Below are 13,259 nucleotides of genomic sequence, written 5' to 3'. Positions count from 1 at the left end.
TGTATGACCGCCAAGGTGGGAAGGGATTTTCTTAACGCAATGCGCCGTTATCATCAGGAAAATCGAACATAGAATATATATCATATAGTGCACTTTCTATTTCAGACAGGATTTTCCCAGTGCTGCATTCATGGTTACAACCGACCGGATTATATTCCCATTCACGACAGATGTTGGCTGGGTTTTCATTGGTGGCTTTACTTTTGCTATCATCTAATTCGCTAGCGTAAGTATTGTAATATCTGCAGGACCGGCAATTGTTGTTGATATAACGTCCGTAGAGACCTATAAGGTCCCACAGAGCTTTACGTCCACGAGGTTTATCTTGGGAATCAAGCGCCTCTCGGATTTTGATCTTCTGAGCTTCAGGATATAAGGTATCTCTCTTATCAATAGAACTTAGTGCATTGAAAATATTGTTAAACTTGAGAAAGTAGTTTTTATAGAATTTTCTATATTTCTCCTTGTCAAATATTTTGGTTTTAGTTATATTTTTAGCTATATCTGCAGCTTGATCTGTAATATATTCCTCTGTTGCTATATGTGATACATCAATTCCTCTTTTAAACACCCTTATTGTCACTTCATAGAATATAGGATTATATTTGTCCAAAACGTCATCCATGACATTATCAAATTTTGCTCTGCTTTCGCAATTCTTTTGGTGGTTGTCTGCATTGCTATTTCCATTTGCTATAAAAGGATGGCGAAATTGGGGTACTTCTTTGTCTTTTTTTTCTCCTTCATCGTTAATGTATTTAAAAAAAACTTCAGGCACTGAACCATCCAGTTCTTTTCTTTTGAGTTTGTTGTATTGACTCATGTTCAAAAACTGTTTTTTTTCTACATAAATTATAAGCATAAACTGTGATATAATTTTTGAAAGCCAATATTTATGATAACCACATTGCCAGTCATATAAATTTACAGAAGGGAAGCTCCCCGATCTTATTAAATCGTTTAAATATTTGGATATCTTATAGGTTGCTATAGTAATACCAGTTATTTGATTATATTTAATCCTCGTGTCGGGAATGTCCCGAGTAAATATCAGGTATTCGTCATTCTCTAATTGCTTTGTTTCTTCTAGATTTTTTGTTGTATTTTTTCTTGATGATATGAGGGTTAACTTATTTAGTAATTCATCAACTTTCTCTAGACAAGTAAACAAAGACATGGTTATATTTTTATCTTTATCATTGTCTATTTGTATAGATATTTCTTTACTCCATGCCCGCCTTACAGTAAAAATAAGCTGATCTATAATTGACCAGGGGTTGTTATAATAAAAAGTCAGCAAAGATGGGTTTGTATAGAAATTGCTCAAACGCAAATTATTTAGTATATCTAATATAGTGTCTTTTTCAGGTTCGGTGTAGCTGTTAGTATTCTTCAAAAAATCCCCAAATTCCCGAAATTTCGTAGAGGGTTTTAAATAGTCCGCCAAGAGCGCTGTAAGCGCTGCATCACATTCTATTATTTTACCTTTATATTCGTTATTCTGAGTTGTGTAAAATATGCCAGTTAAGGCAGTCAATATTTCCGCAGTATATCTTCCGTAGCTGGTTTTTTTAGAGAATATGGTTCCAGAGTTGGAAGATTCTATGCTTATTTTTGGGAGATACGGATAGTATATCACTCCATCAGCGAGGTCTTCCAATTCTAATGTTACTTGCTTTTCTGAGTTGGTTCTTTTGTTAAGCAAATAATCAGAACATTCTTTTGAGAGAAAAACAAAAGGGTTATTTAATTCGTCATCATCGTCGTGTCCATTGTCTTTACAGTATTTTTCCTGGAGCAGAGCGATGGTGTTATAATAAGTTCTTTCATTTGCAGACGAATTCTTATCATCTGTATATGAGAAATTTATTATTGCTGGTTCTGAACCGGCATGATTCTTTTTGTATGAAGGTATGGAATCTACAGCCCATTTAGTGAAAATTAAATGAAGTAAGAAGAGCATAACAAACCCATTTATTTCATCTTCCTTGCTTTGAGATCCTGGTGCTTCAACAGACGAATCCGTTTTTTTGATATCTGTTTTGTCTTTTTTCATCGATATATCCCCCGTGTTATTTTTGATATGTAGAGACCCCCAATAACGTTCTAAATTGTAGAATAACATAATGCTAAAACATCTTCAATGTGTTATGTCTTGAAAGCAAAGTATAGACCGACCAGTTGAGCATAGATGGTTATTGTTGTTTATTTGTGGATATCTTAAGACAACCAGTTTTATGCCAGATAGAAGTGTAGGACAACAAACAATGCCATTAATTATAACAAACGAAGAAACTAAAGAAATATTTGTAGATCAATGCATAAAGGAGTTAGTCAATAATCGGTTTAAAGGAGAATTATGTTGAGTACAGGTACATTTCATAGAAAACAATATTTTCGTGTGAAAGAATTATTGCAGTCTGAAAACTTTATTGCCATAGTGGGACCTAGTCGGGTGGGAAAATCTGTAATGATGGCTCAGTTAGCTGATGAGTGTGGCGGCAATTATGTATCATTTAAATTGCTGTCGGATGATGCTTCAGATGACACATTTGATGATATTTTAAAGAGGATCAGCAATAATGAGGAAACTATTGAATATTTAGACGATATTGCTTATTTAAAAGATTTGGGAAGGCGATTAGCTGTTTAAATGGCTGGAGATTTGATGATTCTTTTCGTACTCCGGAAGATTACTTCTTCACAGTATTGCGTTTCGTATATGATATGGAGATAATAGAGTTTGTAAAACCACTGGACGATACGGAGTTAGATGATTTTCTTTATGGTTTTGTTATATCATGGGATACACCGGAAGAGTTGTTGAGAGTACGATTCGAAGTTCTGTTCATAATTGGTTGGGCGACAATACAGGTAAATTGCATTTTGACAACATGATCCTTACTGATTCTATACTGTCTTTAGACACAGAGATAAAGAGGATTCCTTATTATGTGTTTATGGCACATATAGATTTGACAGGTAGAATATTTGATTGATTTTTGCAGAATTTGAATAACACTTTTATCAAAATTCCTCTTGCATCTATCATTTCGTTATGTTATATTAAATGAGTTGTGAAAAGAGTGATGGTCCTCTGTGCCCATATATCCGATGGATATGGCAGTAAGAACATCAGAATATTAAGGAGGAACACAATGAACGATTACATCAAGAATCTTGAGGCTTCTCAGATGAAGGAGAGCGTTGACAAGTTCAACGTAGGAGACACAGTTAAGGTACACAACCGTATCAAAGAGGGTAACAAGGAAAGAATCCAGATCTTCGAGGGTACAGTTATTAAGAGACAGGGCGGAAGCAACAGAGAGACTTTCACAGTAAGAAAGATTTCTAGCGGATGCGGTGTTGAGAAGACATGGCCTGTACATTCACCTTTCGTTGAGAAGATCGAAGTAGTAAGAAAAGGTAAAGTTAGACGTGCTAAGATCTACTACTTACGTTCAAGAGTTGGTAAGGCAGCAAAGGTTAAAGAGCTTGTTAAATAATTTAGCTTATAACATGTAGGACAAGATGGCTGGGGTAAATATTTACTCCAGCCATTTTTGAAATAGGGCGGAGATTGCTGAACATGAGTGAGAGATATGACAGAATAAGAAGAATACGCCGTGAGAAACGCAGGCAGCGCAGACAGCAGAGAACGTTGAAGAAATCCATGAAGTATCTATTTGGATGGCTTATAACGATTCTGACAGCAGCAGTTCTAGGATATGGATTTGTCGCATTTGGATTTCAGAAAGTCTATATGGTGGGGCCATCCATGACTCCGGTTATACCGGACGGACAGAAGTGTGTTGTCAATAAGATAGCATACCTTGTGGGTTCACCGGACAGATATGATATAGTTGCCTACCGTTCTGTGGAACACCAGGACAAATATTATTCGATCAAGAGAGTTATAGGCCTGCCGGGGGAGACTGTGCTGATACAGAATGGACAGGTATATATAAATGGAAATCCGCTTACAGACAGTCCGATAGATAGTGAGATACGAACGGCAGGTCTGGCGGAGTCATCCATCACGCTCGGGGAAAATGAATATTTTCTGCTTGGAGACAATCCGGACAGCAGCCAGGATTCGAGATTCAGCAGTGTGGGGAATATAAAAAAGAGCGAGATGCTTGGAAGAATAAAAGAGTGAGATGGAAACATCAGGAACTAAGGATACAAACATCAAAGAGGTGCGTTGAATGAATATACAGTGGTATCCTGGTCATATGACAAAGGCAAAGCGTATGATGCAGGAAGATATAAAACTGATAGATATAGTTATAGAGCTGGTTGATGCGAGGATTCCGCTTAGCAGCAAGAACCCGGATATAGATGAACTGGCAAAGAACAAATACAGACTGATACTGCTCAACAAATCAGACCTTGCGGATGACGCCGTCACAGCAAAGTGGGAAAAATATTACAGCGAGAAAGGCTTTTTTGTGGCTAAGATCAATGCCAGGGACGGTGCCGGGATGAAGAGTATAAATGGCATCGTACAGGAGGCATGTCGTGAGAAGATAGAGCGTGACAGAAAAAGAGGTATAATCAACAGACCTATAAGAGCGATGATCGTGGGAATACCAAATGTTGGAAAGTCCACATTTATCAATTCATACGCGAGAAAGGCATGTACAAAGGTTGGAAATAAGCCTGGCGTGACAAAGGGCAAGCAGTGGATACGTCTGGGAAAGAACATAGAACTTCTCGACACTCCGGGAATACTTTGGCCTAAGTTTGATGATGAGGCTGTAGGTCTCAGACTGGCATATATCGGATCTATCAATGACGAGATCCTGAATGTTACAGATATAGCAGTTGAATTAATAAAATTTTTACAGGCAAACTATTGTCAGACACTGACTCAAAGGTATAATATTGAAAGTACTGGCGACCCCGTGCAGGTGATTGCGCAGATCGCTGAAAAGAGACAGTGTATAAAAAAAGGTGGCGAGTTGGACTATGATAAAGCTTCAGCTCTTCTCATGGATGATTTCAGATCAGGTAAGCTTGGACGGATCACTCTTGAGACACCTTAAAGGAGTATAGATGAGCGAAGATACTAATAAAGAGACAAATGTTGCTGATACCTTAAACGAGATATTTGATGATGACCCTGCGAAAAAAGCCAGGGAAAGAGAGATTGCCAAATACGAGAAAAAACGTCAGAAGGCACTTGAGAAAGAGACCAGAAAGGCGGCGAAGGCAGAGGCTAAACAGAAGAAAAAGAACGGTGAATCTGAGGAAAACACCGAAGTTAGTCAGTTAGGCACAGATAAGAGTGCGGAGGGACAGGCTTCGGGTGTCAGCGGATGGTCCTGGGATCAGGCGGTGAAGGAGAGCAGCGAAAACCAGACTGAGACTGATCAGAATAAGAATAATAATGAATCCAGTGAATCTGCAGAGACGCCAAATAAGAATGAATCTGAGAAAAACGAGAATAAAGCAGATACATCGAGCAAGAATGAGTCCGATGTACAGGCCGTATATTCTGAGGATGGTGAGCTTGATGAGAAAGCGCTGAGAAGTAAGCTCAGAGCTGAGAAAAAAGCAGAGAAAAAACAGAGAAAGGCTCAGAAAAAGGAAGATAAGGAGATAAATATCGTAAAAGATCTTCTGTTTCTGTGTATGTATATACTGATCGTCATAGGAATCTGTTGGGCAGTGCTCACATATGTGGGACAGAGAACAGAGGTGAGCGGAGAATCTATGAGTAATACTCTGCACAGCGGGGATACATTGTGGATAGACAAGCTTGAATATGAGTTTGGCTCTCCAAAGAGATTTGATGTGGTGGTGTTCCCTTATGAGGAAGAGAAAGACACATTTTACATCAAGCGTATCATAGGTTTGCCGGGTGAGACTGTGTATATAGATGAGGAAGGAACTATCTATATCAATGATGAGCCTCTTGAGGGCGATAAGTACGGCAGGGAGCCTATAGCTGAAGACAAGAGAGGTGTAGCATCTGAGGAAGTGACGCTTGGCGATGATGAATATTTCGTGCTTGGCGACAATAGAAATAACAGCAGGGACAGCCGTTTTGAGGATGTTGGAAACATTCACAAGGATGTGATAATAGGCAGGGCTGTATTTAGATTTACCGGTGGTTTAGGTAAGATAGAATAGAACATGTATCGAGGGCCGTTGCCGATAAGAATGGCAATAGCCCTTGTTTTATGGAGGAATATATGAGCAGCATTGCAGAGATAAAGAAGGTGTTTGCATCGACAGATCTGTCCGATTACGACAGACTGTTTGAAGAGTATGCCGGGGATGACAGAGAGGGAGTTAAGAAGATACTCGAGTCAGCCCACAGGAAAAAGAAAGCATACGATGATGAGAAGATCAGAATGTACAAGATGTTCGAGTACGAGAGAAAGTATAGTGATAATGAGTTTATCTGCGGTATAGATGAGGTAGGCAGAGGTCCGCTGGCAGGTCCGGTGGTTGCTGCTGCGGTTATCCTTCCAAAGGAGTGTGATATACTGTATCTGAATGATTCAAAGCAGATATCTGCCCAAAAGAGGGAACTTCTGTATGATGAGATCATGGAGAAGGCTGTTGCAGTGGGAGTAGGTATGGCTAATCAGGATGTCATAGATGATATAAATATTTTAAACGCTGATTACGAGGCAATGAAACAGGCTATATCAAAGCTCTCTGTTAGACCTCAGCTGCTGCTCAACGATGCGGTGAACATTCCTGGTGTCGATATCCCACAGGTAGGCATCATAAAGGGAGATACTTTGTCCGCATCCATAGCGGCTGCGAGTATAATTGCAAAGGTGACAAGGGATAGGCTCATGGTAGAGTACGATTCTATCTATCCTGGATATGGATTTGCACGCAATATGGGATATGGAACGGCGGAGCATATAAAAGCGTTGGAGACGATCGGACCGTGTGCGATACATAGAAGATCGTTTATCACAAAGTTTGTGTGATTATATCAAAATAGATAAGATGGTGTGAAGATGGAGAATAGCGCTGTATTAAATGAGTACAACAGCAGACGAACAGGTTCTGAATATGAGACGGCAGCGTGCGACTATCTGAAAAACTGCGGCTATGATATACTTGCAAGAAATTATAGGGTGTCTGCGGGGGAGATAGATATTGTTGCGCAAAGCGATGGATACATAGTGTTTGTTGAAGTCAAATTCAGGTCCAACACTCATATGGGAGCTGCCTCCGAGGCAGTGGATCACAGAAAGCAGAAAAGGATCTCTAAGGCTGCGCTGTATTTCCTAAAGCAATATGGGTATGGCGTTGAAGTCCCAGTGCGGTTTGATGTCATAACTGTATCTGGGAATGAGATAACACATATAGAAAATGCATATGATTATGCAGGCTGGTAAATTGGGTGAAGATTTATGAAGAATATAAAATATATACCAAATAAAAGCAATTCAACACATATCCACAGTGTGAATGGGGTTGATTATATAACATTTGACAAGCTGGATAAGACCGGCGTGGTTCATGCGTTTTCTACGAGAACAGGGGGCGTAAGTGAAGGGTATCTGGGCTCTATGAATCTGAGCTTTCACCGGGGCGATGATCCGGATAAGGTCATGGAAAATCATCAACGCTTTGCGAAGGCTGTCGGCTACGATCACACGAAGCTTGTGTTCTCCGATCAGGTACACAAGACGGATATATACAAAGTTACAGAGGCGGATGCCGGAAAAGGAATAGTGAGAATCTCCGATATAATCGGAATAGACGGACTTATGACAAATGTTCCAGGTATACCGCTTATGACGTTCTATGCTGACTGCGTTCCGATATATTTCTATGACCCTGTTAGAAAAGTTGTGGCTATGAATCATTCCGGCTGGAAAGGAACCGTAGCTAAGATCAGTCAGTGCATGATAAAAAGGCTTGGAGATGAGTATGGGACAGATCCCACAGATCTTATTTGTGCTATAGGTCCCTCTATTTGCAAGGATTGCTACGAGGTAAGTGAGGATGTGGCAGAGCAGTTTAAATTAGCTTATACGGAGCAGGAGGCGCGTGAGATCGTATATCCTAGAGAAAGTCAGTATAAAGGCAAATATTTGCTTGATCTTCATACAGCCAATTATTTTAATCTGGTGGATGCCGGGGTGAAACCGGAGAATATTGATGTGACAAATATATGTACATGCTGCAATTCTGATTGGCTTTTCTCACATAGAGCCAGTAAAGGGCTTAGAGGCAATCTTGGTGCTGTTATCATGCTGCCTGAATAGAAGAAATCCTATGGACGTTGATTTGGTAAAACAAGATTGTTGTAATATATGAGGTTATTATGGAACATATAGTAAAAAATGTACTTGAAAATAGTATAGCCGAAGAACTGGAGATTGAACCCGGGGACAATATCCTCGCGGTAAACGATCATCCGATCGAAGATATATTTGATTATCAATATCTTATAAATGACGAATATATAGAGCTGCTCGTTAAAAAATCAGACGGTGAAGAATGGCTTTTGGAGATAGAAAAAGATTATGACGAGGATCTTGGAATAGTATTTGAGAATTCCCTCATGGATAATTACAAATCCTGTTACAATAAATGCATTTTCTGTTTTATTGATCAGAATCCAAAGGGCATGAGAGATACGATATATTTTAAGGATGATGATTCAAGACTTTCATTTTTGCAGGGCAACTATATAACACTTACAAACATGAAAGATGAGGATATAGACAGAATCATCAACTATCATCTTGCCCCCATCAATATTTCTGTTCATACTACGAATCCGCAGCTTCGGTGCAGTATGCTCAACAACAGATTTGCGGGAACGATCCTTGAACGAATTCGGAAGTTCTACAATGCCGGAATTCCAATGAATGGACAGATCGTTTTGTGTAAAGGGATAAATGATGGAGAGGAGCTGTGGAGGTCCATATCTGATCTGATGGAATTTGTGCCGGTCATGGAGAGTTTGTCGGTGGTCCCGGTTGGCCTTTCGGATTATCGTGATGGATTATTTCATCTCGAACCGTTCGATAAAGAAGATGCCTGTGAGGTCATAGATATAATCGAACATTTTCAGAAAAAGGCATACGAAAAGCATGGTATACATTTTGTTCAGGCAAGTGATGAGTGGTATATAAACGCGGGCAGAGATTTTCCAGAGGCAGAGAGATATGATGGCTTTGTACAGCTCGAAAATGGAGTTGGAATGGTCAGACTTATGAAAGAAGAGTTTGAACAGGAGTTCAGCGCTGTTCAAGGTGATGACAGGGAATATGAGGTGTCGATAGTCACGGGGGTTCTCGTATATGATTCTATAAAGATCCTGGTGGACAGAATGAAAGAGAAATTCCCAAATGTTAAGATTCATCTGTATAAGATAATAAATGACTTCTTTGGTCATAGAATAACAGTTACAGGATTGCTTACGGGCGGAGACATAATCAAACAGCTCAAGGGAAAGCCTTTGGGACAAAGACTTATCCTGCCGTCAAATACCCTTATGGCTGATGAACCTAAGTTTCTGGATGATGTGACTCTGGACCAATTTATAGAAGCTTTACAAGTGGATGTTTGTATTGTAGAATCAAGTGGTGCTGATTTTATACACTCAGTTATCGGGGATGAGATGCATTCTCGTTTTGAAAAGTAAATAACACAGATATACAACGTGTACACGTTAAATTGTCTGTACAATATATAATGGAGGAAACAGATATGAGCAAACCTATAGTAGCCATAGTTGGCAGACCAAATGTAGGTAAATCTACTCTGTTCAATGTACTTGCAGGAGAGAAGATATCTATAGTTCAGGATACTCCTGGAGTTACAAGAGACAGAATTTATGCCGATATAAACTGGTTGGATTATAATTTTACGCTTATAGACACTGGCGGTATTGAACCTGAAACGGATAATATCATACTTAAAAGTATGAGGGAGCAGGCTGAGATTGCGATAGAGACGGCAGATGTCATTATTTTTATGACAGATGTAAGACAGGGAATGGTTGATGACGACTCAAAGGTTGCCGATATGCTCAGAAGGTCGAAGAAACCTATAGTTCTTGTTGTCAATAAAGTTGACAGCTTTGAAAAGTTTATGCCTGACGTTTATGAATTCTACAATCTAGGGCTTGGAGATCCACATCCGATATCAGGCTCATCAAGACTTGGAATAGGAGATATGCTGGATGAGGTTGTATCCCATTTTGATGAGTCGGCAAAGGAAGAAGTCGAGGATGAGAGACCTAGAATTGCAATCATAGGAAAACCCAATGTGGGTAAATCTTCTATTATCAATAAGCTCCTGGGCGAAGACAGGGTTATTGTATCAGATATAGCCGGAACAACGAGAGATGCCATAGACACAGAGGTAGTCAGAAATGGCAGGGAGTATGTGTTCATCGACACAGCCGGACTTAGAAAAAAGAGCAAGATAAAAGAAGATATAGAGAGATACAGTATCATACGAACAGTTTCAGCTGTTGAGAGATGCAACGTTGCAGTCTTGGTCATTGACGCCACGGAGGGAATCACGGATCAGGATGCCAAGATCGCAGGAATAGCCCATGAGCGTGGTAAGGGTATGATAATAGCTGTAAATAAATGGGATGCCATAGAAAAGAACGACAAGACTATATACAAATTTACAGAGGAGATTCGAAATAAACTGTCTTATATGCCGTATGCGGAACTACTTTTCATATCGGCTGAGACCGGGCAGCGTCTGCCAAAATTATTTGAGACTATAGATGCTGTTATAGAGAACCATTCACTCCGTGTAGCCACAGGAGTCCTCAACGAGATTATGAGTGAGGCCGTTGCAATGCAGCAGCCACCATCAGACAAGGGAAAGCGATTAAAGCTTTTCTATATAACACAGGTATCTGTGAAACCACCTACATTTGTCATATTTGTAAATGACAAAGAGCTTATGCACTTTTCATATACCAGGTATATTGAAAATAGGATAAGAGAGTCTTTTGGTTTCAGGGGAACACCTTTAAAATTCATAATCAGAGAGAGGAAAGAGAAGTAATTATGGATATGTTGATCAGATTGATATGCCTTGTAGGAGGTTACGGAGTCGGCTTGATCCAGACCGCATATATATACGGAAGGATAAAAGGTGTCGACATCAGAAAGTACGGAAGTGGAAATGCAGGAACAACGAATGCCCTCAGAGTGCTCGGAAAGAAAGCCGGACTCATTGTTTTTCTTGGAGATTTTCTCAAGGGAATAATTGCCTGTTCGCTCACACATATCATACTTGGACAACTTGACGTGGGAAATGCATATATGTTCGTTTTGTATACAGGGCTTGGAGTTGTACTTGGACATAATTTCCCATTCTACATGCAGTTTAAGGGCGGTAAAGGAATTGCAGCCAGCGGTGGAATGATAGTAGGTCTCTGGGACTGGAGACTTGTGGTCATCTTGCTTGCAGCATTTATCATTAGTGTTGTGGTTACCAGATATGTGTCGGTTGGCTCGCTTACGATCATGATAGGTTTCTTCATATTGTACACAATATTTGCGATACATGGAGATTATAATTTTACATCAAATGCAAAGATGATAGAGGGAATCGTGTTGGCAGGAGTTATTGCAGGAATGGCAGTGATAAGACATCTGCCGAATATAAAGAGGCTTATAGCTGGAACAGAGAATAAATTGTCGTTTGGTTCGAAGACAGCATAAGCAAGATATCGTATTATTTTGGTGATGCGATGAAGAATAGGTGGGTATGTAGTAGGTGCATATCCACCTATCTTTTATATATATATGTATGTATGTAAAATGTTAACCTAGTTAACTTCCGGTAAAACTAACTTGCAACTAAAGAAAAGATGTACATAACCGAACATATGAAAAATATATCTGTGATATGGTTTACATAAAATGTTATTGCACTACAACCAATATTATGTGATTGCATATCCTACTGTCAAAACATATGATTTGAATTATGTGAGTTTACATAAAATAATAAAAATACGTTATTACACTAAAAAATATTAAAAATATGCAAAAATATGCATTGATTACAACAATAGACTGGATTATAACGGCAAAAAAAGTTAAAATAAAAAGATGCAAATAAAGATATGCAGAAAATATGCAAAAAAATATGTATGAAAGCAAAAAGCAAAATTAAAATATTTGGAGGTATTTTACTATGAAAATAGGAGTTCTTGGAGCCGGAGGATGGGGGTCGGCACTAGCAAATCTTCTGGCGGGAAACGGCCATGAGGTGACAGTATGGTCGATAGATGAGAGGGAGGTAGCCATGCTCAAGGAGTTTCATGAGCAGAGAGACAGACTTCCGGGTGTGATATTAAACAACAGCATTGAATACACAACTGATGCGTCAAAGTCAGTGGTAGGACAGGATATGGTCGTATGCGCTGTGCCTTCTCCGTTTGTAAGAAGTACAGCTAAAAGTGTGGCTGAATACGTGGCGGCAGGACAGTTGATCGTAAACGTGAGCAAAGGAATAGAGGAATCGACTCTCAAAGCTCTTGTTGAAGTGATAGAGGAGGAGATCCCACAGGCGAAGGTGGCAGTGCTGTCCGGACCTTCACATGCAGAGGAAGTTGGAAGAGAAATCCCTACAACAGTGGTTGCCGGAGCGCGCGACATGGAGGTTGCAAAGACTATACAAAATACGTTTATGAATGATTATTTTAGAGTATATACTAGTACAGACGTGACAGGCATAGAGCTTGGTGGTTCAGTGAAAAATGTAATAGCTCTTGCGGCAGGAATATCGGATGGCCTTGGCCTTGGAGACAACACTAAAGCAGCACTTATGACGAGGGGAATGGCAGAGATAATGAGGCTCGGTCTTGCCATGGGCGCTGATGTCAAGACTTTGTCAGGCCTGTCAGGCATGGGGGATCTCATTGTTACATGCACATCAAAGCACAGCCGCAACAGAAATGCAGGATATCTCATAGGACAGGGAAAGACATATGAGGAGGCTATGGCTGAGGTCAAAATGGTTGTGGAAGGCGTATATTCAGCCAAGGCGACTTTGGCACTTGCAAAAGAACACGGGGTTGATATGCCTATAGTTGAGGCTGTCAATAATGTATTATTTAACGGCATGACGGCGAAAGAGGCACTTACGGAACTGCTTAACAGAGATAGAAAGAGTGAATTGTAAATAAATGTGAACAAAAAAGAGCCGAAAAATGTTTTTTGTTCACAAAGTGTTTACAATTACTTCTTGTTATGTTAGATTGTTACTAAGTGTGTAAGTCTAAAAATAAT

The 13,259-nt window shown here is 39.7% G+C and carries 15 protein-coding genes; 14 read left to right on the top strand and 1 reads right to left on the bottom strand.

Annotated elements, in window-relative coordinates; genetic code table 11:
• Positions 1 to 31: 31 nt before the first annotated feature.
• Positions 32 to 2,056, bottom strand: a complete 2,025-nt coding sequence (locus NQ536_RS06940) for a hypothetical protein (protein WP_044997966.1) — start codon at positions 2,054 to 2,056, stop codon at positions 32 to 34.
• A 181-nt stretch (positions 2,057 to 2,237) separates the two neighbouring features.
• Here NQ536_RS06940 and NQ536_RS06935 point away from each other — a divergent pair, with 181 nt between their 5' ends.
• The 14 genes from NQ536_RS06935 (at position 2,238) to NQ536_RS06870 (ending at position 13,152) form a co-directional block, all read left to right on the top strand.
• Entirely contained in the window at positions 2,238 to 2,366 is a 129-nt protein-coding gene (locus NQ536_RS06935) for a hypothetical protein (protein ID WP_259805289.1), read from the top strand.
• Positions 2,360 to 2,653 carry an AAA family ATPase gene (locus NQ536_RS06930; protein ID WP_004850853.1) on the top strand — a complete coding sequence of 98 codons (294 nt, stop codon included), beginning with the start codon at positions 2,360 to 2,362 and terminating at the stop codon, positions 2,651 to 2,653. Before NQ536_RS06935 ends, NQ536_RS06930 begins: the two co-directional genes overlap by 7 nt.
• 148 nt (positions 2,654 to 2,801) lie before the next feature.
• Positions 2,802 to 2,999, top strand: coding sequence for a hypothetical protein (locus NQ536_RS06925; RefSeq protein ID WP_044997964.1), 198 nt, complete (start codon positions 2,802 to 2,804; stop codon positions 2,997 to 2,999).
• A gap of 159 nt (positions 3,000 to 3,158) precedes the next feature.
• Positions 3,159 to 3,506 carry a 50S ribosomal protein L19 gene (gene rplS / locus NQ536_RS06920; protein ID WP_022058911.1) on the top strand — a complete coding sequence of 116 codons (348 nt, stop codon included), beginning with the start codon at positions 3,159 to 3,161 and terminating at the stop codon, positions 3,504 to 3,506.
• Positions 3,507 to 3,589: 83 nt separating this feature from the next.
• Positions 3,590 to 4,159 (top strand): signal peptidase I, encoded by a 570-nt coding sequence (lepB, locus tag NQ536_RS06915; RefSeq protein WP_004850846.1) that lies wholly within the window; start codon positions 3,590 to 3,592, stop codon positions 4,157 to 4,159.
• Positions 4,160 to 4,208: 49 nt separating this feature from the next.
• Positions 4,209 to 5,048: a ribosome biogenesis GTPase YlqF gene (gene ylqF / locus NQ536_RS06910; protein ID WP_004850844.1), complete on the top strand. Its 840-nt coding sequence runs from the start codon at positions 4,209 to 4,211 to the stop codon at positions 5,046 to 5,048.
• A gap of 10 nt (positions 5,049 to 5,058) precedes the next feature.
• On the top strand, positions 5,059 to 6,138 hold the full coding sequence (gene lepB, locus NQ536_RS13790) for a signal peptidase I (RefSeq protein ID WP_004850842.1): 1,080 nt from the start codon (positions 5,059 to 5,061) through the stop codon (positions 6,136 to 6,138).
• A 62-nt stretch (positions 6,139 to 6,200) separates the two neighbouring features.
• Positions 6,201 to 6,956, top strand: a complete 756-nt coding sequence (locus NQ536_RS06900) for a ribonuclease HII (RefSeq protein ID WP_022058908.1) — start codon at positions 6,201 to 6,203, stop codon at positions 6,954 to 6,956.
• Between the two features lie 30 nt (positions 6,957 to 6,986).
• On the top strand, positions 6,987 to 7,370 hold the full coding sequence (locus NQ536_RS06895) for a YraN family protein (protein ID WP_004850837.1): 384 nt from the start codon (positions 6,987 to 6,989) through the stop codon (positions 7,368 to 7,370).
• Between the two features lie 15 nt (positions 7,371 to 7,385).
• Positions 7,386 to 8,246 (top strand): peptidoglycan editing factor PgeF, encoded by an 861-nt coding sequence (gene pgeF, locus NQ536_RS06890; RefSeq protein WP_004850835.1) that lies wholly within the window; start codon positions 7,386 to 7,388, stop codon positions 8,244 to 8,246.
• Between the two features lie 59 nt (positions 8,247 to 8,305).
• Positions 8,306 to 9,634, top strand: a complete 1,329-nt coding sequence (locus NQ536_RS06885; protein WP_004850833.1) for a radical SAM protein — start codon at positions 8,306 to 8,308, stop codon at positions 9,632 to 9,634.
• Between the two features lie 65 nt (positions 9,635 to 9,699).
• Positions 9,700 to 11,022, top strand: coding sequence for a ribosome biogenesis GTPase Der (der, locus tag NQ536_RS06880; RefSeq protein ID WP_022058905.1), 1,323 nt, complete (start codon positions 9,700 to 9,702; stop codon positions 11,020 to 11,022).
• Between the two features lie 2 nt (positions 11,023 to 11,024).
• Entirely contained in the window at positions 11,025 to 11,684 is a 660-nt protein-coding gene (gene plsY / locus NQ536_RS06875; protein ID WP_004850828.1) for a glycerol-3-phosphate 1-O-acyltransferase PlsY, read from the top strand.
• A gap of 478 nt (positions 11,685 to 12,162) precedes the next feature.
• Positions 12,163 to 13,152 (top strand): NAD(P)H-dependent glycerol-3-phosphate dehydrogenase, encoded by a 990-nt coding sequence (locus tag NQ536_RS06870; protein WP_004850827.1) that lies wholly within the window; start codon positions 12,163 to 12,165, stop codon positions 13,150 to 13,152.
• The last annotated feature ends 107 nt before the right edge of the window (positions 13,153 to 13,259 follow it).

The organism is Coprococcus eutactus (genome assembly GCF_025149915.1).
Lineage (GTDB): Bacteria > Bacillota > Clostridia > Lachnospirales > Lachnospiraceae > Coprococcus > Coprococcus eutactus.
The sequence above is the reverse complement of the archived record's forward strand: the minus strand, read 5'-3'. Positions and strand labels throughout refer to the sequence as shown.